Source organism: Phenylobacterium parvum, from assembly GCF_003150835.1.
Taxonomy (GTDB): Bacteria; Pseudomonadota; Alphaproteobacteria; order Caulobacterales; family Caulobacteraceae; genus Phenylobacterium; species Phenylobacterium parvum.
The window spans coordinates 2111774-2135316 of record NZ_CP029479.1; the positions used below are offsets into that span (position 1 = coordinate 2111774).

At 69.3% G+C, this 23543-nt stretch carries 20 protein-coding genes and 1 riboswitch; of the genes, 3 read left to right on the forward strand and 17 right to left on the reverse strand.

The window, feature by feature from the left end; translation table 11 throughout:
* Window positions 1-106 precede the first annotated feature (106 nt).
* The gene (locus HYN04_RS10000) at window positions 107-664 is read left to right on the forward strand and encodes a TetR family transcriptional regulator (protein ID WP_110450622.1); all 558 of its coding nucleotides are present in this window, start codon (window positions 107-109) and stop codon (window positions 662-664) included.
* Window positions 665-994: 330 nt separating this feature from the next.
* Here the strand turns inward: HYN04_RS10000 and lepA are convergent, their stop codons facing one another.
* From lepA to HYN04_RS10065, 13 genes are all read right to left on the reverse strand, one after another.
* Window positions 995-2800, reverse strand: coding sequence for a translation elongation factor 4 (lepA, locus tag HYN04_RS10005; protein ID WP_110450623.1), 1806 nt, complete (start codon window positions 2798-2800; stop codon window positions 995-997).
* Window positions 2801-2847: 47 nt separating this feature from the next.
* Complete coding sequence (locus HYN04_RS10010) at window positions 2848-4143, reverse strand: NAD(P)/FAD-dependent oxidoreductase (RefSeq protein ID WP_110450624.1); 1296 nt, start codon at window positions 4141-4143, stop codon at window positions 2848-2850.
* 10 nt (window positions 4144-4153) lie between these two features.
* A complete protein-coding gene (locus tag HYN04_RS10015) occupies window positions 4154-5554 on the reverse strand; it encodes a glutamine synthetase family protein (RefSeq protein ID WP_110450625.1) in 1401 nt (466 codons plus the stop codon).
* The gene (locus HYN04_RS10020; protein ID WP_110450626.1) at window positions 5551-6954 is read right to left on the reverse strand and encodes an aspartate aminotransferase family protein; all 1404 of its coding nucleotides are present in this window, start codon (window positions 6952-6954) and stop codon (window positions 5551-5553) included. The genes HYN04_RS10015 and HYN04_RS10020 overlap by 4 nt, the downstream gene beginning before the upstream one ends.
* Before the next feature lie 21 nt (window positions 6955-6975).
* A complete protein-coding gene (locus tag HYN04_RS10025; RefSeq protein WP_110450627.1) occupies window positions 6976-7725 on the reverse strand; it encodes a gamma-glutamyl-gamma-aminobutyrate hydrolase family protein in 750 nt (249 codons plus the stop codon).
* A gap of 1 nt (window position 7726) precedes the next feature.
* On the reverse strand, window positions 7727-8848 hold the full coding sequence (locus tag HYN04_RS10030) for an ABC transporter ATP-binding protein (protein WP_110450628.1): 1122 nt from the start codon (window positions 8846-8848) through the stop codon (window positions 7727-7729).
* A gap of 6 nt (window positions 8849-8854) precedes the next feature.
* A complete protein-coding gene (locus HYN04_RS10035; RefSeq protein ID WP_110450629.1) occupies window positions 8855-9727 on the reverse strand; it encodes an ABC transporter permease in 873 nt (290 codons plus the stop codon).
* Window positions 9727-10632 (reverse strand): ABC transporter permease, encoded by a 906-nt coding sequence (locus HYN04_RS10040; protein ID WP_110450630.1) that lies wholly within the window; start codon window positions 10630-10632, stop codon window positions 9727-9729. Before HYN04_RS10040 ends, HYN04_RS10035 begins: the two co-directional genes overlap by 1 nt.
* Window positions 10633-10654: 22 nt before the next feature.
* Window positions 10655-11749, reverse strand: a complete 1095-nt coding sequence (locus tag HYN04_RS10045) for an ABC transporter substrate-binding protein (RefSeq protein ID WP_110450631.1) — start codon at window positions 11747-11749, stop codon at window positions 10655-10657.
* A gap of 94 nt (window positions 11750-11843) precedes the next feature.
* The gene (locus tag HYN04_RS10050) at window positions 11844-13229 is read right to left on the reverse strand and encodes a glutamine synthetase family protein (RefSeq protein ID WP_110450632.1); all 1386 of its coding nucleotides are present in this window, start codon (window positions 13227-13229) and stop codon (window positions 11844-11846) included.
* Window positions 13230-13304: 75 nt separating this feature from the next.
* A complete protein-coding gene (locus HYN04_RS10055; protein WP_110450633.1) occupies window positions 13305-14084 on the reverse strand; it encodes a bestrophin-like domain in 780 nt (259 codons plus the stop codon).
* A 24-nt stretch (window positions 14085-14108) separates the two neighbouring features.
* A complete protein-coding gene (thiC, locus tag HYN04_RS10060) occupies window positions 14109-15944 on the reverse strand; it encodes a phosphomethylpyrimidine synthase ThiC (protein ID WP_110450634.1) in 1836 nt (611 codons plus the stop codon).
* Between the two features lie 40 nt (window positions 15945-15984).
* Window positions 15985-16092, reverse strand: a riboswitch (TPP riboswitch).
* 84 nt (window positions 16093-16176) lie between these two features.
* The gene (locus HYN04_RS10065) at window positions 16177-18303 is read right to left on the reverse strand and encodes a PQQ-dependent dehydrogenase, methanol/ethanol family (protein WP_110450635.1); all 2127 of its coding nucleotides are present in this window, start codon (window positions 18301-18303) and stop codon (window positions 16177-16179) included.
* A 202-nt stretch (window positions 18304-18505) separates the two neighbouring features.
* On the opposite strand from HYN04_RS10065, the gene HYN04_RS10070 reads away from it, so the two are divergent.
* A complete protein-coding gene (locus tag HYN04_RS10070; protein WP_110450636.1) occupies window positions 18506-19972 on the forward strand; it encodes a sigma-54-dependent transcriptional regulator in 1467 nt (488 codons plus the stop codon).
* On the opposite strand, the gene HYN04_RS10075 is transcribed toward HYN04_RS10070, so the two are convergent.
* The 3 genes from HYN04_RS10075 to ykgO all read right to left on the reverse strand — a co-directional run bounded on the left by HYN04_RS10075 (window position 19973) and on the right by ykgO (window position 20848).
* Window positions 19973-20311 carry a hypothetical protein gene (locus HYN04_RS10075; protein WP_110450637.1) on the reverse strand — a complete coding sequence of 113 codons (339 nt, stop codon included), beginning with the start codon at window positions 20309-20311 and terminating at the stop codon, window positions 19973-19975.
* The gene (gene gapR, locus HYN04_RS10080; RefSeq protein WP_110450638.1) at window positions 20308-20574 is read right to left on the reverse strand and encodes a nucleoid-associated protein GapR; all 267 of its coding nucleotides are present in this window, start codon (window positions 20572-20574) and stop codon (window positions 20308-20310) included. The genes HYN04_RS10075 and gapR overlap by 4 nt, the downstream gene beginning before the upstream one ends.
* 148 nt (window positions 20575-20722) lie before the next feature.
* A complete protein-coding gene (gene ykgO, locus HYN04_RS10085; protein ID WP_056023006.1) occupies window positions 20723-20848 on the reverse strand; it encodes a type B 50S ribosomal protein L36 in 126 nt (41 codons plus the stop codon).
* A 151-nt stretch (window positions 20849-20999) separates the two neighbouring features.
* Between ykgO and HYN04_RS10090 the strand changes: the two genes are divergently transcribed.
* The gene (locus HYN04_RS10090) at window positions 21000-22217 is read left to right on the forward strand and encodes a lytic murein transglycosylase (RefSeq protein WP_110450639.1); all 1218 of its coding nucleotides are present in this window, start codon (window positions 21000-21002) and stop codon (window positions 22215-22217) included.
* Here HYN04_RS10090 and HYN04_RS10095 read toward each other — a convergent pair.
* On the reverse strand, window positions 22214-23518 hold the full coding sequence (locus tag HYN04_RS10095; RefSeq protein WP_110450640.1) for an MFS transporter: 1305 nt from the start codon (window positions 23516-23518) through the stop codon (window positions 22214-22216). The genes HYN04_RS10090 and HYN04_RS10095 overlap by 4 nt on opposite strands.
* Between the last annotated feature and the right edge of the window lie 25 nt (window positions 23519-23543).

A 23543-nucleotide genomic window follows, 5' to 3' on the forward strand; every position in this document is an offset into this window, starting at 1 on the left:
CGCCTCCCAGCTCTCCCGCTCAAAAGCCTGCTCCCATTCCGAAGACGAGGCAACCCGGAGCCCTGTCCGGTTTGGCGCACCCGCCTGTCTCCGCTACAACCCTCCCATGACGGTCCGCGCGGCGCAGAGGCAGGTGGTGACGGAGCGGCTGGCGGGGCACCTGCTGGCCACCGGGCTGTCGCGCACCAGCGTCCGGCAGCTGGCGGCGGCGGCCGGGGTCTCCGACCGCATGCTGCTCTACTATTTCCGGGACAAGGCCGAGGCCCTGGGCGAGGCCATGGGGCATGTGGCGGCCCAGCTGGGCGGGCGGCTGGAGGCGGCCCTGCCGGCGGGCGCGCGCCTGTCGCCCGAGCGCCTGCTGGCCGAGTCGGCGCGGATCGTCACCGCGCCCGATGTGCGACCCTTCATGGCCCTGTGGATGGAGGTCATCGCCGCCGCCGCCCGGGGCGAAGCGCCCTTCGCCGGCATCGCCGGACAGGTCACCGCCGGCTTCCTGGGCTGGATCGAGACCCGGCTGGACATCGAGGATGCGGAGCGGCGGGCGGCGACGGCCGGCCTCATCCTGGCGGCCGTCGACGGCCTCGCCCTGCTGGAGATCGGCGCCGGGGCGCCGGCCGCCCTGGCGGCGGCGGAGCGGGCGCGGGACTTGCGCTTCACGCCGTAAGAATCCGACCCAACCGCCGTTGACCCCCTCACCCGGCTTCGCCGGGAGCTCCCCCTGATGGGGAGCAATTGGCTCCCTAATTCCTCCCCCAAGGGGGGAGGTGGACCGCGAAAGCGGGCCGGAGGGGGTCTGCTGAGGCGCCGTTGACCCCCTCACCGGGCTTTGCCCGGAGCTCCCCCTTGGGGGAGCAATTGAGCGTTCTAATTCCTCCCCATCAGGGGGAGGTGGACCGGGGCGCAGCCTCGGGACGGAGGGGGTCTCCTGAGAGACGCCGTTGACCCCCTCACCCGGCTTCGCCGGGAGCTCCCCCTTGGGGGAGCAATTCACGCCCTAGTCCGCGTCCATCTTCAGGGCGGCGATGAAGGCTTCCTGCGGGATGTCGACCTTGCCGAACTGGCGCATGCGCTTCTTGCCGGCCTTCTGCTTGTCCAGCAGCTTGCGCTTGCGGCTCATGTCGCCGCCATAGCACTTGGCGGTGACGTCCTTGCGCAGGGCGCGGATGGTTTCGCGGGCGATGATCCGGCCGCCGATCGCCGCCTGGAGCGGGATCTGGAACATGTGCGGGCTGATCAGGTCCTTCATCTTCTCGACCATGCCCCGGCCGCGGGCCTCGGCCCGGTCGCGGTGGACCAGCATGGACAGGGCGTCGACGGGCTCGGCGTTGACCAGGATGCTCATCTTGACCAGGTCGCCGACCCGGTAGTCCTCGACCTGGTAGTCGAAGGAGGCGTAGCCCTTGGAGACGCTCTTCAGCCGGTCGTAGAAGTCGAAGACCACCTCGTTCAGGGGCAGGTCGTAGATCACCATGGCCCGGCTGCCCACGTAGGACAGCTCGCGCTGCACGCCGCGGCGGTCCTGGCAGAGCTTGATCACCGCGCCGAGGTACTCGTCCGGCGTCAGGATGGTGGCCTTGATCCAGGGCTCGGCGATGGTGTCGATCTTCACCGGGTCGGGCATGTCGGCGGGGTTGTGGAGCTCCAGCACCTCGCCGTTGGTCAGGGTGATCCGGTAGACCACGCTGGGGGCGGTGGCGATCAGGTCGAGGTCGAACTCGCGCGACAGGCGCTCCTGGATGATCTCCAGGTGCAGGAGGCCCAGGAAGCCGCAGCGGAAGCCGAAGCCCAGGGCCGCCGAGGTCTCCATCTCGTAGGTGAAGCTGGCGTCGTTCAGGCGCAGGCGGCCGATGGCCGCGCGCAGGTCCTCGAAGTCGGCGGCGTCCACCGGGAAGAGGCCGCAGAACACCACCGACTGGGCGACGCGGAAGCCCGGCAGGGGGCTGGAGGTCTGGCGCTTCTCCTCGGTGAGGGTGTCGCCGACGGCGGCGTCGGCCACCTGCTTGATCTGGGCGGTGATGTAGCCGATCTCGCCGGGGCCCAGCTCGTCCACCTCGACCTGCTTGGGCCGGAAGACGCCGATCCGGTCGACCTGGTGGACGGCGCCGGAGTTGATCATCCGCACCTTCATGCCGGCGCGCAGGCGCCCGTCCATGACCCGCACCAGCACCACAACGCCCAGGTAGGGGTCGTACCAGGCGTCCACCAGCAGGGCCTTCAGGGGGGCGTCGATGTCGCCCTTGGGCGCCGGCAGCCGTGTGACCACGGCCTCCAGGACGTCGGCGATCCCCTCCCCCGTCTTGGCCGAGCAGAGGACGGCGTCGGAGGCGTCGATGCCGATCACGTCCTCGATCTGCTCGCGCACCCGGTCCGGGTCGGCGGCGGGCAGGTCGATCTTGTTCAGGACCGGGACGATCTCATGGTCGTTGTCGATGGCCTGGTAGACGTTGGCCAGGGTCTGGGCCTCGACGCCCTGGCTGGAGTCCACCACCAGGATGGAGCCCTCGCAGGCGGCCAGGCTGCGGCTGACCTCGTAGGCGAAGTCCACGTGGCCGGGGGTGTCCATCAGGTTGAGGATGTAGGTCTCGCCGTCCCGGGCCTTGTACTCCAGGCGCACGGTCTGGGCCTTGATGGTGATCCCGCGCTCGCGCTCGATGTCCATGTTGTCGAGGACCTGCTCGGTCATCTCGCGCTTCGACAGGGCGCCCGTCTCCTGGATGAGGCGGTCGGACAGGGTCGACTTGCCGTGGTCGATGTGGGCCACGATCGAGAAGTTGCGGATTCGGCTGAGCGGGGTGGTCATGTCGGGCCGGGCCTTAGCACACTCCGGCGCTCCGGGGCGAGGCCGGTTCAGAGCCGGTCGCGCAGGGCGTACCAGGTCAGGCCGGCCATGGTCAGGGGCCGACGCAGGAAGCGCCCGCCGGGGAAGGCCGGGGTCGGCAGGCGACGAAGGGACTCCAGCGCCCCGGACGCCGCCTCGTCCCCCGCCGCCTCGCACCCGAGGAGGTGGCCGACATAAGGCGCCAGCATGACCCCCTGCCCCGAATATCCCGCCGCCAGGGTCACGCCCGGCGCCGGCGCAGCGACGAGGGGCGTGCGGGGCAGGGTCACCCCCACCGAGCCGCCCCAGGCGTGGGTGATGCGGACGTCCGCCAGGCCAGGGTAGATCTTCAGGAGGCTGCGGCGGACATAGCCCGCGAGGTCGGCGGGATAGGTCTGGCGGTAGGTCTCGCCGCCGCCGAACAGGAGCCGGCCGTCGTCGGTCTTGCGGAAGTAGTTCACGACGAAGCGGGTGTCCGCCGCCGCCGCCCCGCTGCGCAGAATCCGGTCCGCCCGCGCCCCGAGGGGCTCGGTGACGAGGACGAAGTTGTTGATCGGCATGACCCGGTCCCGGGCCGTCCCGGCGATGGCGGTCAGGTAGCCGTCGCCGGTCAGGACCAGCCGGTCGCAGGCGATGCGAGCCGTGGAGGTGGCGACCTCGATGCCTCCGCCCCGGCGGGACCAGGACAGGGCGGGCGCTTGCTCGCAAATCCGTGCGCCGGCGGCCAGGACGGCCCGGGCCATGCCCAGGGCGAGGTTGAGGGGGTGCAGGTGGCCGCCGTCCCGGTCGAGGACGCCGCCATGATAGACGTCGGTCCCCAGGTCCTCCGCGAGGGCGTCCCGGGAGACGAGGCTCAGGGCCTCGCAGCCATAGACCCGGGCCATGTGATCGATGTGGGCCGCGTCCGCCCCCTCCCCGCCCGGACGGTGGCGGGCGACGATGAGACCAGGCCGGTAGCCTGCCTCGGGCGCAACATCGGCGAGAAGATCGGCCAGGTGGGCCCGCCCGGCCTCCGCCAGCTTCCAGAGCCGCAGGGCCTCGCCCGCGCCAACCCGGGACTCCAGCCAGGCCTGGTCCTGGCGATGGCCGGGATGGACCTGGCCGCCATTGCGCCCCGAGGCGCCCGAGCCGACCCGGGCGGCCTCCAGTACGACGACGGGGACCCCCGCCCGCGCCAGGGCCAGGGCCGCCCCCAGGCCGGTGAAGCCGGCGCCGACCACGCAGACCCCGGTGCGGACCTCGCCCTCCGGAGCCGGCAGGTCCGGCAGGCGGATGGCCGCCGTCTCGGCGTACCAGGAGCCCTTGGGGTGGCCGTCGTTGCGCATGGCGGCGGGCCTAGACGTTCAGCAGCAGGAACTCGCGCTCCCAGGGGCTGATGGTCTGCATGAAGGTCTCGTACTCGGCTCGCTTCACGGTTGCGTAGGCGCCGCAGAAGATCCCGCCCAGGACGTCCTTCAGGGCCTCGCACTGCTCGAAGAGGACAAGGGCCTCCAGGAGGTTGCGCGGCAGCTCGATGCCCAGGGCGGAGGCGTCGGTGGCCACAGGCTCGGTGGGGGTCAGGTCCTGGGTCATGCCCAGCCAGCCCGCCGCCAGGACGGCGGCGATGGCCAGGTAGGGATTGGCGTCGGACGAGGGGATCCGGTTCTCCAGCCGTCGGTTGGCGGGGTCCGACGGCGGCGCGCGCAGGCCGCAGGTGCGGTTGTCATGGCCCCACTGGGTGTTCACCGGGGCGCCCGTCCCCCGGGCGATGCGGCGGTAGGAGTTCACGTAGGGCGCCAGCACGGCCATGACGGCCGGAAGGTAGCGCTGCTGGCCGGCGATGAAGGACAGGTAGGCCCGGGTGGCCTCGCCCGTCTTGCGGTCCGAGAACAGGGGCCGGCCGTCGGCGTCCAGGATGGACTGGTGGATGTGCATGGCGCTGCCCGGCTCGCCGGCCATCGGCTTGGCCATGAAGGTGGCGTAGATGTCGTGCTCCAGCGCCGCCTCGCGGATGGTGCGCTTGAACATGAAGACCTGGTCGGCCAGCTCCAGCGGGTCGCCATGCCGGAGGTTGATCTCCATCTGCGCCACGCCGCTCTCGTGGATCAGGGTGTCGATCTCCAGGCCCTGGGCGTCGGAGTACTCGTACATGTCCTCGAAGAGGGCGTCGAACTCGTTGACCGCGGCGATGGAATAGCCCTGCCGGCCCGTCTCCGGCCGCCCCGACCGCCCGACCGGCGGGCGCAGCGGGTAGTCGGGGTCGGTGTTCTTGTCGACCAGGTAGAATTCCAGCTCGGGGGCGACCACGGGGGTCCAGCCCCGGTCGCGGTAGAGGCCGAGCACCCGGCGAAGGACCTGCCGCGGCGCCTCTTCGACGGGGCGGCCGTCGGGGTGGAAGGCGTCGTGGATCACCTGGGCCGTCGGATCCTGCGCCCAGGGCACCACCGCCAGGGTGGCGAAGTCGGGGTTCAGGAAGATGTCGGTGTCCGACTGGACCGCGGAGATGGTCCCCATCACCTCCGGGAAGTCGCCGGTGATGGTCTGGTAGAAGACCGCCAGGGGCAGGTTCATGGACGGCGCGCCGAGGAACTTGCGGACCGGCATGATCTTGCCGCGCGCCACCCCGGCGAGGTCGGGGACGACGCACTCGATCTCCTCGATGGACTGGCGCGCCAGCCAGGGCCCGGCGGCCTCCAGGGAGGCGACGCCGCGCTTCTCCCGGGAGCCCGGGGGCGGACGCTTCTTGCGGGAGGTCATCCCGCAGCCTCCGGCTTCAGGGCCCGCAGGATGGGCTCGGCTTCGTCGAGGGATCGGCGGATGATGGAGACCAGCCGGTCGATCTCGGCGTGGGTGATGATGAGAGGCGGGCAGCACACGATGGTGTCGCGGATGCCGCGCACCATAAGGCCGTTGCGGATGCAGAGGTCGCGCACCACCGGGCCGGCCTCGCCCTCCTTGTCGAGGAACCGCTTGTTGGTCCCGGGCTCGCGGACGATCTCCACCGCCCCGATCAGGCCGAGGGAGCGGGTCTCGCCCACCAGGGGGTGGTCGTTGAGGGTGGCCAGGGCGCGGGCCAGGTAGGGGCCGGTATCCTCGCGGGTGCGCTCCACCAGGCCCTCACGCTCGATGATGTCGAGGTTGGCCAGGGCCACGGCGGCGGCGGTCGGGTGGCCGCTGTAGGTATAGCCATGGACGAAGTCGCCGCCCTTCTCGCGCAGCTCGGCCACGATGTGATCGGCTACGCCGGTGGCGCTGATCGGCAGGTAGCCCGAGGACAGGCCCTTGGCCATGGAGATCATGTCCGGCTTCACGCCGTAGTGGTGGTGGCCGAACCACTGGCCCAGCCGGCCAAAGCCGCAGATCACCTCATCGCAGACCAAGAGGATGCCGTACTTGCGGCAGATGGCCTCGACCCTCGGCCAATAGCCCTCGGGCGGGATGATGACCCCGCCGGCGCCCTGGACGGGCTCACCAATGAAGGCCGCGACGTTCTCGGGGCCGACCTCGAGGATTCTGTCCTCGATGGCCTGGGCGGCGCGGGCGGCGAAGGCGTCAGGGTCCTCGCCGAAGCCCTCTCCGAAGAGGTAGGGCTGCATGACGTGCTCGACGCCGGGCACCGGCAGGTCGCCCTGGGCGTGCATGGCCTTCATGCCGCCCAGCGACACCCCCGCCACGGTGGAGCCGTGGTAGGCGTTCCAGCGGCTGATGAAGATGCGGCGCTGGGGCTGGCCCTTCAGCTTCCAGTAGTGACGGGCCAGGCGGAAGACCGTGTCGACAGCCTCGGAGCCCGAAGAGTTGAAGAAGACATGGCTCAGGTGGCCGCCCATCTTGCTGGCGATGCGGGCCGCCAGCTTCACCGGGGGCGGCGTCGCCGTCCGGAAGAAGGTGTTGTAGTAGGGCAGCTCGAGCATCTGGTCGTAGGCGGCCTTGGCCAGCTCCTCCCGACCATAGCCCACATTGACGCACCAGAGCCCGGCCATGCCGTCGAGGATGGCGTTCCCCTCCCCGTCGAAGATCGTGCTGCCCTCGGCCCGGGTGATGATCCGGCTGCCGCCCAGGCTGGCGATCAGCCGGTGGTCAGCCTGGGCCGGCAGGTGGTGCGCCAGGTCCAGCCGGCGAAGCTCGGCGATGTCGTGGTTGCGGATCGGAACAGTCACGCGGGGAACTCCTGAAGCGGATCAGCGGACAAGCGGTTCGCCCCGGAGGGCCCGCCCGAAGACGTTGAAGAATACCTGACTTTGCGGATTTTCGCCCGTCCGCCATTCCGGGTGCCACTGGACGGCGAGGACCGGGGCGGCGTTCACGCGCGCCGAGAAGGCCTCGACCACGCCGTCATCGGCCCGGGCCTCGACATTGAGGCCATCGCCCAGCCGCGAGACCCCCTGGAAGTGGACGGAGTTCACCCGGATCCGGTCCTCGCCCAGGGCCGCGGCCAGGACCCCGCCGGGCGTCAGGGCCACGTCGTGGGCGTGGTCGAACATCTCGTTGAAGCCCACCTCGTCCGGGGCGTGGTGCTTCAGCAGGTCCGGATGCTCCGAGACATCCCGCCGCAGGCTGCCGCCGAAGGCCACGTTCAGCTCCTGGAAGCCCCGGCAGATGCCGAAGACCGGCCGGCCCAGGTCGAGCATGGCGCGGATCAGGTCGCCGGTCATGGAGTCGCGGGCCGGATCGAAGGGGCCCGGGGCGTCGTCCGCAGCCTCACCGTAGGCTGAGGGGTCCAGGTTGGAGGGACTGCCCGTCAGGAGCAGGCCGTCCAGCCGCCCGGCCACATCCGAGGCCCGCATGTACTGCGGCATCGAAGGGATCAACAGGGCGGCGGCGTCGGCATAGGCCATGGCGGAGGCCACATAGCGGTTCATCACCGCCTGGGCGGGCTCGATCCCGACTGTGCGGGTGCAGCAGACGATGCCGGCGACGGGACGGGCCATGTCAGTTCAGGAGGACGGCGGGCGAGCAGGCGTGCCAGCCGAGCCAGACCTCCTCGCCAAGGGCGAAGTCCTCCTGGTCCCAGCGGGTCAGGTTGGACCTGAGCACCTTGACCCGCCGCCCCCCGGCGATCTCCACCTCATAGGTGCTCTCGCTGCCCAGGTAGGACTCGTGGCGGATGACGCCCCGTACGAGGTTGGAGCCGGCGGGGGAGTCGTCCAGCACCGGCGGGGGCCGCCCCGGCGCATACTTGTGCAGCTCGATCTTCTCGGGACGCAGGGCCGCCCAGACGGTGGCTCCCTTGCCGCCCGTGACGCCGTGGTCGAGGTAGATGTCGGTGGGGAGTTCCGGGGAGCGGATCACCGCCTGGTCCTGTTCATCCACGGCGAGGACACCCTCGAACAGGTTCACGGACCCGATGAAGTCGGCCACGAAGCGGCTGCCCGGAAACTCGTAGAGGTCGTTGGGCGTCGCCACCTGCTGCAGCAGGCCGCGGTTCATGACCGCGCACCGGCTGGCCAGGGCCAGGGCCTCGTCCTGGTCGTGGGTGACCATGATGAAGGTGATGCCGACGGTCTCCTGAAGGGAGCTCAGCTCGGTGCGCATCTGGTCGCGCAGCTTGGCGTCCAGGGCCGACAGGGGCTCGTCCAGCAGGAGCACCCGCGGGCGCTTGACCAGGGCCCGGGCCAGGGCCACGCGCTGGCGCTGCCCGCCGGACAGCTGGTCCGGCTTGCGTCCGCCCAGGCCGCCGAGCTGCACCAGCTCCAGCGCCTCCTCGACCCGCCGGTCCCGCTCCGCCGCCGGGACCCGGTCGATCCTGAGGCCGTAGGCGACGTTGTCGGCCACGCTCATGTGCGGGAAGACCGCGTAGGACTGGAAGACCATGTTCACCGGCCGCCGGTTGGGCGGCACGGTGGAGATGTCCTGCCCGTCGATCAGGATGCGGCCCTCGGTAGGGGTCTCGAACCCGGCGAGCATGCGCAGGAGGGTGGTCTTGCCGCAGCCCGAGGGGCCCAGCAGGCAGAAGAACTCCCCCTCGTCGATGGTGAGCGAGACGTTGTCGACGGCGACCATGCGGCCGAAGCGCTTGGTGACGTTCTCGAAGGTGATGATGGGCTTGCTCATGGCGCCTCAGGGACGGTCTTTGGGGCGGTCGAGGGCGGCGTGGCCTCCCGCCGTGGAGGCCGGGTCGCCCTGGACCTTCAGGGCGATGGCGGTGAGGACAACGGTCAGGACGATGAGAATTGTGGAGGCGGCGTTGACCTCCGGCGTCACCGAGAAGCGGACCATGGAGTAGACCTTGACCGGGAAGGTCACGGTGTCCGGGCCAGACGTGAAGAAGGTGATGACGAAATCGTCCAGGCTGAGGGTGAAGGCGAGGAAGCCGCCGGCGACCAGGGAGGGCGCCATGTGCGGCAGGATGACGTCCTTCAGCGTACGCCACTCACTGGCGCCGAGGTCCCGGGCGGCCTCTTCAAGCTCCCGGTTGAAGCTGGCCATTCTCGCCCGGACCACCACCGCCACGAAGGGGAAGGAGAAGGAGACGTGGGCGATGATGATGGCGCCCAAGTTCATCGGCCAGGGCAGGCCCTGCGGCCAGGGCAGGACCTTGGCGAAGAAAACCAGCATGGCCACGCCCAGGCAGATCTCGGGCGCCACGATGGGCAGGGCCAGGGCGCCGTCGAAGCCGGCCTTGCCCGGAAAACGGAACCGCCAGAGGGCCAGGGCGGCCAGGGCGCCGAGGATCAGGCTCAGGAAGGTGGAGACCGCGGCGATGGTCAGGCTGTTGACGAAGGCCTCAATCAGCGAGGCGTTGTTCAGCGCCTTCTCGTAGTACTTCAGGGTGAAGCCCTGCCAGACGATGTTGCGCCGGCTGTCGTTGAAGCTGAACACCATCAGCGCGACCAGCGGGGCGTAGAGAAAGACGCCGACGCCGGCCAGCCAAAGCTGCAGGGGCCACCGGCGCAGGTATTCCAGGGGACCGGGAGCCGGACGCTTCGCCATCAGGCCGGCTCCCGTCCGCGCCGCGAGAGCACCGCCTGCAGGGCGATGGCGATGAAGGTCATGTACATCAGGAGGAAGGACAGGGCCGCGCCGAAGGGCCAGTCATTGGCCCGCTTGAACTGCCGCTCGATGATGTTGGCGATCATCTGGCTGTCAGGTCCGCCCAGCAGGTCCGGCGTGAGGTAGGACCCCAGGGCCGGGATGAAGGTGATCACCACCCCCGAGGCGATCCCCGGCAGGGCCAGGGGCGCCACGATGGTCAGGAGGGTCCTCAGGTGCCCGGCGCCCAGGTCGAGGCTGGCCTCGATGAGCGAGGTGTCCAGGCGGTCCAGGGCCGAGTAGAGCGGCAGGACCATGAAGGGCAGGTGCACGTAAACCAGGCCCAACACGACGGCGAAGTTGTTGTGCAGGAGCTCCAGGGGCTGGAAGGGCCCGAGCGCCCCAAGTCCGAGTGCGCCGACCCCTGCGCCCATCCCGTTCCATAGCCATTCCAGGGACTGGTTGACGTAGCCTTCGGTCCGCAGGACTGCGATCAGGGCATAGGTGCGGATCAGGAGATTGGTCCAGAAGGGCAGCATGACGGCCAGGAGCAGCCAGGTCTTGGCCTTCGGGGGGGCGAAGGTGATGGCAAGGGCGACCGGGAAGCCGATCACCAGGCAGATCAGGGTGGTCAGGCCGGCGATGCCGACCGACTTTACGAAGATCTTCAGGTAGAGTGGATCGAGGGCCCTGAGATAGTTCGAGAAGGTCCCGGTCAGGGCGATCTCGGTCAGGCCCCGGTTCTCGCCGAAGGAATAGAGCCAGACGATCCCCATCGGGACCAGGAAAAACAGGGCCAGCCAGAACAGCGGCGGCGCCAGGACCGCGCCGAACAGGGCCTTGGCCGATTTCCAGTGCTGTTCCATCCCGCGGGGCCCCGGCGCCGGATCAGGCTGCGCGCACCCGGGTGACCACCTCCTCGTAGAGGCTGGCCTTGGCCGCCCCCTCGAAGGCGCCGTACTCGCACTTGGCCATGACGTCGGGGGGCGGGAAGATGGCGGGGTTGTTGCGGTAGCTCTCCGGCATCAGCGCCTTCGCCGCCGCGTTCGGCGTCGGATAAAGGATGGTCTCGCTGATCTTCTTCCCGGCCTCGGCGTCGAGGAGGTAGTTGATGAAGGCATGCGCATTGTTCGGGCGCGGCGCCCCCGCCGGGATGCAGAGGTTATCGGAGTTGATCAGGCTGCCCTCCTTGGGCACGACGAAGCCGATGTCAGGGTCCTCGGCCATGATCTGGGCGATGTCGCCGTTGTACTCCAGGACCAGGTCGACCTCGCCGGACAGCAGCATGTCCTGGCCGTTGTCCTCGTGGAAGGCCTTCACGAAGGGCTTCTGGCGGACCAGCATCTTCTCGATCTCGGCGACCATCTCGGGCGGGATGTTGTTGACCGAGTGACCCTTGTACTTGGCGGCCAGCCGGATCAGGTCGGCGGACTCGGACAGGAGGGCGATCTTGCCCTTGTAGGCGTCGGAGTCGAACAGCCATTTCCAGCTGTCCGGGACGCCCTTCACCTTGCTCTTGCGGTACCCGATGCCGAGGACCAGCCAGGTGTAGGGGACCGACATCTTCCGGCCGGGATCGTAGTCCGGGTTCATGAAGCTGGGGTCGATGTTCTTCAGGTTCGGGATCTTGGAATGGTCGAGGGGCTGGATGAGCTTGGCCTCGGTCATCCGGCTGACGAACTCGTTGGACGGCACGATGACGTCGAAGCCCGGATTGCCCGCCTTCAGCTTGGCGAACAGCTCGTCGTTGGTGGCGAAGAGGCTCATGTTCACGTCGACGCCGGAGGCCGCCTTGAAGTCGGCCAGGGTCGTCTCGCCGATGTAGGTGTCCCAGTTGTAGAAGTTCAGCTTGGGTTCCTCGCCGCCGCCGGCGGGTGCGGCGCCGGGCTGGGAGCAGGCGCTGAACGAGACCCCGATGGCGGCGGCGCCAAAGGCGGTGAGCAGGCTGCGGCGGGACGCGCCGCGTCCAGAAAGCATCGACATCGGGAAGGCCTCTCCAGGTGCTGGGATCTTTCCCGGAGGATGACGGCGCCGGCGCGCCCGGATCAATCCCGAAAGCGCCTTATCCTGTCCGGATTCAGGCGTTGCCCAGATACCAGTCGTAGTCGAGGGCGGTGACGACCGCGCCGAAGCGGTCCTGCTCCGTGCGCTTTACGGAGGTGAACATCTCCACGAAGCGCGGGCCAAGGTAATCCCGAAGCACCTCGGACCGTTCGAACATGTCAACGGCCGCGACCCAGTCGGTAGGCAGTCGGACCCCGTCCCGGGCTGCGGCGGCGTATCCGTCGCCCTCCACCGCCGGCCCCGGGTCCAGCCGGTTCACGATCCCATGGTGGGCGGCCGCCAGCAGGGCCGCCAGCACGAGATGGGGATGGGCGTCGGCCCCGGCGACCCGGTGCTCTACGTGCCGGGTGACCGGCGGCCCTGCCGGGATGCGCAGGGAGACGGTGCGGTTGTTCACCCCCCAGGTCGGCGCCACGGGCGCGTAGGAGTTGGCCCGGAACCGCCGGTAGCTGTTGGCGTTGGGCGCCAGGATGGCCATGCAGTCCGCCATCAGGGCCTTCATCCCGCCGATGGCGTGGCGCAGCAGGTCCGAGCCCTCGGGCCGCTCATCGGCGCAGAGGTTCTTTCCCTCGGAATCCGCGAAGCTCACATGCACATGGAAGCCGCTGCCGGCCCGGTCCGCCCAGGGCTTGGCCATGAAGGTGGCCTCGCAGCCATGTCGCGGCGCAATCCCCTTCACCGCGCGCTTGTAGCGGACCGCGTCGTCTGCGGCGGCCATGGCGTCGGGCTTATGGTGCAGGGTCAGCTCGAGCTGGGCCGGGGCGAACTCGGAGATGGCGCCCTCGAGGGGCAGGCCCATGATGTCGGCGGTGTCCCAGAGCTCGCGCAGGAAGGGGGCGTGATCCTCAAGCTCGGGCAGGCCGTAGACCTGGATGCCCTCGGGTCGCCGGCCGGTGCGGACGGAGCGGGCCGGGAGGATCTCGCCGTTCGGGCCGCGTTCCATGTCGAGGAGGTAGAATTCCAGCTCGCAGGCGGCGACGGGGGTCAGGCCGTCGGCGGCGTAGCGGTCGAGCACCCGGCGCAGCACATGGCGGGGGTCGAGGTCATTGGGGGTCCCGTCCAGCTCGTACATGGACAGCATGACCTGGGCGACGTCCGGGCCCAGCCAGGGCGCAAGCGTCAGGGTGCCGGGGACAGGACGGGCGCGACGGTCAGCGTCGCCGTCCTCCCAGACCAGGCCGGTCTCCTCGCAGTCCGCGCCCTGGGTGTCGACGACCAGGACGGAGCCCGGCAGGAAGCGGCCGTAGTCATAGACCGCCGCCAACTCCTCGATCCGCAGGCGCTTGCCCCGGGGCACGCCGGTCATGCTGGTGAAGACCACCTCGACGAACCTCACCTCGGGATGGGCGGCCAGGAAGGCGCGGCATTCCTCGGGATCGGCGACGGGATTGGCGGGCATGGGCGGGGACCTCGGGTCAGATATCTCGGGCACCTTTGCCACGCCCGGCGGGACGCGCCAACAGCCGGCGGCGGCCTACCGGGTCCCGGACTCGCTGGCGATGAGGGCGGCGACCCGCTCCATGGGCGCCTGCGACGTCGTGATGAGGCCCGAGGCCCCATTGTCCATGTCGATGATCAGGCTCAGGGCGAGGGCGACCAGGACGAAGAGGCCGCTCGTCGACATGAAGTGCCGGGAGCCGGTGGCGGCCAGGGTCAGTCCGACCAGCAGGGCCGATCCGAAGGCGTAGCCCAGGAGGCTCCGGATGATCCGGTCCGGGATCTTGGCGTCGAAGGCCGCATACCGGCGCTCGGCGTCGTCGAACATCTCGTTGGTGGCGTTCAGCAGGGGCACCGCGATCCGCTGGCCGGACGGCGTCTCGAGGGCCCTGTCGGTGGCGGCCCAGATGCGTCGCTGCAGGTCGCCGGTCTGGCGGCCGACGGCGTCAAGGGCCTCCCGGTCGCTCCTCGCTGCGGCGAACTGCATCCGCACCTTCACGTACTCCGCCATGAGGGGGTTGATCTCACTCCGGTTGGCGTCATCCAGCAGCTGTTGGCGCAGGTGGGTCGTGGAGATGGCGTTGGCCTCATGGGTCACGAGGTCCCGCCTCAGCTCGAAGTTGGACTGGGCCATGCCGAAGGTGAATCCGACCAGCAGGGCCAGCATGGTCAGGGCGGCGGACATGACGAAGGTCGTGCCCTCCTCGCTGGACATGTCGCGGCGCGCGCGGAACCAGAGGTAGGACCGGAACCCCAGCTCCAGGGTCAGGATGAGGAGGGTGGAGAGACCGATCCAGGTGAGGGCGGGGTTGATCATGGACGGCTCCTGGCGGGGGCCGGCCTAGTCCGCGGCGCCTCCCCTCAACGGAACATAGACCTCTCCGCCGCCGTCACGGAAGCGCTTCGCCATGTCGGCCATGCCGTCGGCGACGTCGTTCTGGGCCGCCGCCGCATCGCGGATCTCCTGGCTGATCTTCATCGAGCAGAACTTCGGCCCGCACATCGAGCAGAAGTGGGCGGTCTTGAAGGCTTCCTTGGGCAGGGTCTCGTCGTGGTAGGCGCGGGCGGTCTCGGGGTCGAGGCCGAGGTTGAACTGGTCCTCCCAGCGGAACTCGAACCGGGCCCGCGATAGCGCGTCGTCCCAGGCGCGGGCGGCGGGATGGCCCTTGGCCAGGTCGGCGGCGTGGGCGGCGATCCGGTAGGCGATGACCCCGTCCTTGACGTCCTTGCGATCCGGCAGGCCGAGATGCTCCTTCGGCGTGACGTAGCAGAGCATGGCGGTGCCGAACCATCCGATCATGGCCGCCCCGATGGCCGAGGTGATGTGGTCGTAGCCAGGGGCGACGTCCGTCGTCAGCGGGCCGAGGGTGTAGAAGGGCGCCTCGCCGCAGGCGGCCAGCTGCTTGTCCATATTGGCCTTGATCTTGTGCATGGGCACATGGCCAGGGCCTTCGATCATGGTCTGGACGCCATGCTTCCAGGCCACCTTGGTCAGCTCGCCCAGGGTCTCGAGCTCGGCGAACTGGGCGGCGTCATTGGCGTCGGCCAGAGAGCCGGGGCGCAGGCCGTCGCCAAGGCTGAACGAGACGTCGTAGGCCCGCATGATCTCGCAGATGTCCTCGAAGTGCTCGTAGAGGAAGTTCTCGCGATGGTGGGCAAGGCACCACTTGGCCAGGATGGAGCCGCCCCGGGAGACGATGCCTGTGACCCGCTTGGCCGTCAGGGGAATGTACGCCAGCCGGACGCCGGCGTGGATGGTGAAGTAGTCCACCCCCTGTTCGGCCTGCTCGATAAGGGTGTCGCGGAACACCTCCCAGTTGAGGTCCTCGGCCACGCCACCGACCTTTTCCAGGGCCTGGTAGATCGGCACTGTACCAATCGGGACCGGGCTGTTGCGCACGATCCAGTCGCGGATGTTGTGGATGTTCCGGCCGGTGGACAGGTCCATGACGGTGTCGGCGCCCCAGCGTATCGCCCAGACCATCTTGTCGACCTCATCGGCGACCGTGGAGAGGACGGCGGAGTTGCCGATGTTGGCGTTCACCTTGACCAGGAAGTTGCGGCCGATGGCCATCGGCTCCAGCTCGGTGTGGTTGATGTTGGCCGGGATGATGGCCCGGCCCCTCGCCACCTCGTCGCGGACGAACTCGGGCGTCACGAAGTCGGGGATGGAGGCGCCGAAGTCCTCGCCGTCGCGCAGGGCCGGGTCCGAGGCCTGGCGACGCAGGTTCTCGCGGATCGCGACGTACTCCATCTCAGGGGTAATGAGCCCCCGGCGGGCGTATTCGAGCTGGGTGACGGCGGCGCCGGCGCGGGCGCGGTAGACCCGACGGGGCGCCTCGAAGGCGGGCGCCAGGTGGGCGCCGGAGGCCCCGCCATTGTCCTCGGGACGGACCTCCCGGGGTTGGGAGACGATCTCGACGTCGCCGCGGGAGACGACCCAGGGCTCCCGCGTGCGCGCCAGGCCCCGGTTGATGTCGATGTCGACCGTCGGGTCGGTGTAGGGGCCTGAGGGGTCGTAGAGGGTGACGGGCGGCTCGCCGGCGGAGGGGTGGACGGCCACCTCACGGAACGGCACGCGTATGTCAGGCCAGTGCGTTCCGGCCTGGTGGACCTTGCGCGAGCCCGGAATGGCTCCCGTGGCGACTTCGGACCGGATGGGATTCTGGACGTTCATCGGCGATCTCCGCATGCAGCGGGCCGACGGCGCGGGCGAGCGTTTTCAAGGCGCCTTTCCCTTCGCCGGCATGACCCGGATCAGGTTCTGCGGGTCGCGGGCTCACCCGCCTCTCAGCCGCCTAGGCGCGGCTCCCCGAGGACCTTGGGACCCTAGGCCGGATTCCGGGACCTGGAAAGAAAAAGGGCGGCCGCCAGACCGGCGACCGCCCCATTCCGTTCCGGAGAGCGGCTCAGCCCTTCGGCGAAGCCGCGGCCCCGGCCGCCGTGCGGGTCTGGGACTTCTTCGACTCGGTGAGGATGTAGGCGCGCAGGTCCTCCACCTCCTTGGCGTTCAGGAACCGCGAGAAGCTCGCCATGCCGCGGCTGGCCAGGGCGCCGTCCAGCATGACCGACTTGAAGCTGTCCGCGGTGAGCAGCATCTGCGACTTGCGCAGGTCGGGCAGGTAGGTCCCCGAGACGCTGGGTCCATGACAGACCTGGCAGTTCTCGTGGTAGAGCGCGAAGCCGTTCTTTGCATCGCCCTTGCCCGCCACGACCTGGGTCAGGTCGAGGGCCGGGATCTCGGGGATGACGTAGGGCTTGGCGGTCGCCTTGCCGCCCAGCTTGAAGACCATCAGCCGGCCGGCGAGGCGGGGGCGGTCCTTCAGCATGATCGAGGCCGAGGTCGGGCCGGCGCCGCCATAGCCCACCATGAGGGCCACGTACTGCTCGCCGTCGAGCTCGTAGGTCGAAGGCGCCGCGACGATGCCGTTGCCGGTGTCCAGGCTCCAGAGCTTCTTGCCGGTGGCGGCCTCGTAGGCGACGAAGTCCCCCTCGCCCGCACCCTGGAAGACCAGGCCGCCCGCCGTCGACAGGATGCCGCCATTCCAGAAGAAGGGATGTTCGACGGTCCAGCGCGGCTTGCCCGCCACCGGGTCCCAGGCGATCAGCTGTCCCTTGTACATGGCCTTGATGGCCTTGATCTGGGCGGCGTCGTCAGGAAGGGCGTTGGCCAGGATGTCGGTGCCGACATTCCAGGCGCCGGCCTTGTACTTGAAGTCCTTCACGTTGGTGTAGGCGAAGGGCGCCGTGTGGGCGGGGATGTAGACCAGCCCCTCCTTCGGGTTGAACGCCATGGGATGCCAGTTGTGGGCGCCCAGCGGGCCCGGAAGGGCCATGGCGGGGGCGTTCTCGTAGCGCGCGCCCTCGACCTCGATGGGACGGCCGGTCTTCAGGTCGACACCCTTGGCCCAGGTGACCGGGGCGTAGGCGTTGGCCGAGATGAGCTGGCCGGTCGCCCGGTCGATCACATAGAAGAAGCCGTTCTTCGGCGCCTGCATCAGCACCTTGCGCGGCTGGCCGCCAATGGTCAGGTCCGCCAGCATGATGTGCTGGGTGGCCGTGTAGTCCCAGCTCTCGCCCGGGGTGGTCTGGTAGTGCCAGACGTACTCGCCGGTGTCCGGCTTCAGGGCCAGGATGGACGAGACGAAGAGATTGTCGCCCTTGCCGTCCGAGCGCTTCTGGTGGTTCCAGGGCGTACCGTTGCCGACACCCAGGTAGACGATGTCCAGGGCCGGGTCATAGGCCATGGAGTCCCAGATGGTCGCGCCGCCGCCGGTCTTCTTCCAGGTCTCGCCAAACCAGGTGCCCGAGGCCTTCTCGGCCATGATCTTGTCCGAGGCCGCGCCATCCGGCTTACCCTCGGGGTTGGGGGCTGTGTAGAAGCGCCAGACCATCTTGCCGGTGGCGGCGTCATAGGCGGAGACATAGCCGCGGACGCCGTACTCAGCGCCGCCGTTCCCGATCAGGACCTTGTCCTTCACGATCCGCGGTGCGCCGGTGATGGTGTAGGGCTTGGAATTGTCAGTGGTCTGCACCGACCAGGCAGGCTTGCCGCTGTCGGCGTTCAGGGCGATCAACCGGCCGTCCAGCGTGCCAAAGTAGACCTTGCCCTTCCAGACGGCGACGCCCCGGTTCACCACGTCGCAGCAGGCGTCAAAGCCCTTGGAGCCATCGACCTTGGGATCGTAGGACCACTTCAGGGCCCCCGAGCGGGCGTCGAAGGCGTAGACCTTGGACCAGGCGGTGGTGGTGTAGAGCACGCCGTCGACCATGACCGGGGTGGCCTCCTGGCCGCGGTCGGTATCGAACTCATGGTACCAGGCCAGGCCGAGGTCCTTGACGTTGGAGATGTTGATCTTGTCGAGCGGGCTGTAGCGCTGCTCGTCATAGGTCCGGCCGACGGCCAGCCATTCGCCATTGGCGTTCGCCGCAGCAAGGCGCTCACCATCCACGCGTCCACCCTTGCCGCCAGCCTGTCCGCAGGCCGCGAGCAGGACCGTCAGGGCGAATACTCCCGCAAGGCGCATAACCGTCATCGTTCCCTCCCCGGAGGCCCACATCTGGGCCAGGGTCGAGTATGCTCAGGGCGGAGGGAACGGCAAGCCATGACGTGGCGTCACTTGCCCGGGGGTGTTAACCTCGTGATCATGGACCGGAAACCCGGCCTTTACCTGCACCTGCCAGTCTAGGGCGTCGGGCGGGTTGTCAGTCCGTCCGGAACCCCAGGGAACGCGGCTCATGAGCAAGACCATCGTTGTGGTGGATGATGACCCGACCCAGAGACGCCTGATCCAGGCCGTACTCGAGCGGGAGGGATTCACCGCGACCTTGCTGGGCAGCGGGGACGCCCTGCTCGACCGGATGGCGACAGGAGCGCCGTGCGACCTCATCCTCCTGGATCTGGTCATGCCGGGCCGCTCGGGTCTGGAGACCCTGACTGAACTCCGAAGCCGCGGGCATCTGCATCCCGTCATTGTCCTGACCGCCTCGGGTGGCATCGACACCGTGGTCCAGGCCATGCAGGCCGGCGCCTCGGACTTCTTCGTCAAACCCGCTTCGCCCGAGCGGATCGCGATCTCGATCAACAACGCCCTTTCCATCGGAGCCCTTCGCTCGGAAGTCGCCCAGCTCCGGAAGCGGGCCGAGGGCCGGACTACCTTCGCCGACCTGGTCGGGGAGTCCCCGGCCATGAACCTCGTCCGCCGGATGGGCGAGCGGGCCGCTAGGTCCTCCATCCCAGTCCTGATCACCGGCGAGAGCGGGGTCGGTAAGGAGGTGATGGCCCGGGCCGTGCACGGCTCTTCCGACAGGGCCGGTCGTCCCTTCGTGGCCGTGAACTGCGGCGCCATTCCCGAAGCCCTGGTGGAGTCCATCCTCTTCGGCCACGAGAAGGGCAGCTTCACCGGCGCCACCGATCGCCATGCCGGCAAGTTCCAGGAGGCCAACGGGGGCACCCTGCTCCTGGATGAGGTGGGCGAGTTGCCCCTGGACGTCCAGGTCAAGCTCCTGCGGGTCCTCCAGGAGGGCGAGGTGGACCCGGTTGGCGCCCGCAGGTCGGTGAAGGTCGACGTCCGCATCATCTCGGCGACCAATCGGGACCTCGCCCGGGCGGTGGCCGAGGGCGTGTTCCGCGAGGATCTCTTCTACCGGCTCAATGTGTTTCCGATCGAGGCGCCGCCCTTGAGGGAGCGCCGCCAGGATATCCCCGCCCTGGTGGAGGCCTTCCTCCGAAGGTTCAGTATCGAGGAAGGTCGCGCCATCGCCGGGGCCAGCGCCGAGACCATGGACCTCCTGGTGAACTACGACTGGCCGGGCAACATCCGCCAACTGGAGAATGCGGTCTACCGGGCGATCGTCCTGGCCGATTCCCCCCAGCTTCAGCCTTATGACTTTCCCGCGATCTCGGGCCAATCGCCCCCCGCGCCCGCCGCAGCTGCGCCGTCACCGCCGCCCGCCCACCTTCCGCCGGCGGCCGTTCCCGCAGGCGCAACGAGCGCCGCACCGGCGCCCGTGAGCCTGCTGGACGAGGAGGGACACCTGCGGACCCTTGAAGCCATTGAGGCGGACCTCATCCGGCTCGCCATCGAGCGCTACCAGGGCCACATGAGCGAAGTCGCCCGCCGCCTCGGCATCGGCCGGTCGACCCTTTACCGCAAGGTGCGGGAGAATGGCCTGGGCGACCTCGTCGGACTTGGCGACGCCTGATCAGTCCCCGTCGTCCTGGGCGGGCGCCGGACGGTCTTTCCCACCCCTCCGGAAGCGAGACCGGCGGTTCGGCCCCGCGACCTCGCCGGTCGCCTTCGCGGCGATTTCCTTGAGCTTGCGCTGCTGGAGCGCGGAAAGCGCCTGGCCCGGGGCGCCCTTCTCCGGGTCTCCAAACGCCCGTCCATAGGTCTGGATCCGGGTCTCGACGGACCCCAGGAACTCACCCTCCCAATCGGAAAGGTCGACGCCGGAGCGTTCCGCCTTGCGGCGCGTCCGCCTGAGGGCGTTCAGGGCGGCCCGTCTCGCCGCCTCACGCGGATCGGCGGGCCCCCGCTTCAAATCTCGCCGATCGCCGAGAGGTAGAGGTCGAGGATGGCCTCTTCCTCCTGGCGCTTGGCCCGGTCCTGCTTGCGAAGCCGGACGACCTTGCGGAGGATCTTGACGTCGAAGCCGGCGCCCTTGGCCTCGGAAAAGACCTCCTTGATCTGCTCCATCACCTCGGCCTTCTCCTGCTCGAGGCGCTCGATGCGCTCCACGATGGTGCGAAGGCGCCCCTGGGCGTCCTGGTTCAGAACATCTGAGTGGGCGTCGTCGCCGGCCATGAAGTCAGGCTCCTGCAGGAATGTGTCTGGGATTGGGCGCAGACCCTAGTCGCAGGCGCACGATCTGTCTCACCCGCTCAGGGGAAGGCGGGGCGGCGAACCGGGTTCAGCTGTGGAAAACCGCATGCCTGGGCCCGCAGGCGTCGGCTCAGCCCTGCTTGGCCTTGAAGCGGGGGTCGGTCTTGTTAATGACGTAGACCACGCCCTTGCGGCGCACCAGCTTGCAGTCGCGGTGGCGAGTCTTGAGCGACTTGAGCGAGCTTCTGACCTTCATGACCTTCGTCTTCTCTGGGTGCGGACCAACGCCCGGGCGACCGAGTGAGGGGCGCGTATACGGAACCGCCGGGGCCGAGTCAATTGGGCGGGGGCCGGCGCCCGCGCAGATGGCGTTGCCCCGGCGGGCGGCGCGCCCTAACTCTTTGGGAATGAAGCGCCGAACCTTTCTCGCCACCGCGGTGGCCGCCATGGCCACGCCGGCCCTCGGGGCGGATCCCCCTGCGCCTCCGCCGGCTGGAGTCGACGTGGCCTTCGCCACATGGCTTTCAGGGTTCAGGGCCCGGGCCCTCGCCTCGGGCCTGCCCGCCGCCGTGATCGAGGCGGAACTGGATGGCCTGGCGCCCGACCCCCGCGTCCGGGGGGCCGACCGGAGCCAGCCGGAATTCTCCCGCCCGTTCAGTCACTACGTGAAGCGGGCGGCAGGCGAGGACCGGGCGGCGATCGGCAGGCGAAGGATGGCCGAGCTCGAACCGGGCCTGGCGCGGATCCAATCCGACTTCGGTGTCCCCCGGGAGGTGCTTGTCGCGATCTGGGGCATGGAGTCCGGGTATGGCGCGACGCTGGGAAGCCAGGACGTCATCCGGTCCATGGCGACCCTCGCCGCAGACGGGAGACGCCAGGCCTTTGCCGAAGAACAGCTCCTGGCCACCCTGCGCATCATCGCCTCGGGGGAATGGCCCCGCAGTCGGCTGGTAGGGTCCTGGGCCGGCGCCATGGGCCAGACCCAGTTCATCCCGGCGACCTTCCTGTCCCTGGCGGTGGACGCCGACGGGGACGGCCGGCGCGACCTCTGGGGCTCCGCCCTGGACGCCCTGGCCTCTGCGGCGAACCTTCTGGCCAAGGCCGGATGGCGGCGCGGCGAGGGCTGGGCGATCGAGGTGTCCGCGCCGGGCGGGTTTGACTTCTCCGTCGCGGAGACCCTGAAGGCCCCCCTGCCCGCCTGGGCGGAGATGGGACTGGTCCGGGCCGATGGCGCGGCCCTGTCGGCCGGCCCGCCTGAGGCCAGCCTGATTGCGCCGACAGGATGGCGGGGCCCCCTGTTCCTTCTCCTGCCGAACCATTTCGTGATCCGGCGCTACAACAACGCCGTGACCTACGCCATGGCCGGCGGATTGCTGGCGGACCGGATCGCCGGCCGGCCGGACCTGGTCCGCGCCTGGCCCGAGGAAGTCCCCCTTTCGCTGTCAGACCGGATCGCCGCCCAGACCGCCCTGCAGGCGGCGGGCCATGATGTCGGCGAGCCGGACGGTGTGATCGGCCTCAAGAGCCGCGCCGCGCTCCGGGCCTGGCAGAAGGCGCAGGGCTTGCCGGCCGATGGCTACCTCTCGCCGGACATGGTGGCCCGACTCCGCGGACCGGCCGCCTAGACCAGGGCCTCGTCCGCCGGCTCGACCTTTGCAGGCCGCGGATTCGCGGCCCTCAACTGCGGGTTGCGGTAGGCGTAAGCCAGCATCGCGACCATCAGGACGGCGTTCAGCAGGAAGGGCGCCGGGCGTATGTGCTCGTAGAGGAAGACAAACGCCGGGGCGAGGACGACGTTGATCCCGTTCACGGCGGCGATGGCGCCGGCGGCCCTGGCCTGCTCTTCCATCCGGACCGCCAGGGAGGCGCCGACGGTGAATCCCGGCCGCGCGAGGCCGAAACCCAGGCTGGAGATGGCGTACCCCGCCACGACGCCCCAGTAGTCGGGAGCCGCAGCGACAATCAGGTTGCCGATGGCGGCGATGGCGACGCCCCATCGCAGCAGTTGGCGCGGGGTCATCTCGAAGCGGGGTATCAGACCCCACTGGGCCAGGAGGCCCGCCATGGCCCCGAACATCATGGCGATGGCGATGAAGCCCTGGGCGGCGGTCGGGGAGAGCGCCAGCTTGTCGATGATCAGGAAGCCCAGGGTCTGGCCCTGGGCGGTCTGGCTGACGGCGACGATGAAGCCGTAGATCAGGAAGGGCGTCAGGCGCGGATCACGCCACATCGGCGGCCCGGACGGCTTGTCCGACCCGCTGGACCGCGGCGGCGGCGGGGGCCGGAATTGGCTTTCCGGGAGACGCCTCCAGACCACGACCAGCATCACCCCGGCCATCAGGGAGAAGCAGGCCATGGGCCCGGCGAGGCCCAGGAAGGGCAGTACGAAGAGCGGGGCGATGAAGGGGCCGATCACGGTGCCCAGGCTGAAGGCGCCCGCGAGGCCTGACATGGACTGGGTGCGCTGGGACTCCGGCGTGTGCTCGGCCACATAGGCCTGGGTGGCCGGGTTGGAGGCGGCCCCGAAGAGGCCGAAGAGGGCCCTCGCCAACAGGAACAAGATGAAGATTACGAACGGCGCCGCCAGATGGTGGAGCCCGGCGGCCACCACGACCGCGCAGAAGGCCATGGAGACCATGAAGCCGGCGAGGCCGACCATCATCAGCGGCTTTCGACCGTAGCGGTCGGACATCCGCGCCCAGAAGGGCGAGGAGAAGGCCCAGAGCAGGGCCGACAAGGAGAAGACAGCGGCCACCATAGGGTCCGGCATGCCGATCGATCGGCCGATGGCCGGCAGGACCGAGATCATCCCGGTGTTGCCAATGGCGGTGACCATGGAGACCGCGAAGATGATGGCGAAGGTTGACCGCGGCAGGCCTGTTGGGCCGCTGGGGCTGCTGGCGACGGGCGGGGAGCCGCTGGACATGGATCGGGTGATAGGACCCCGGCGG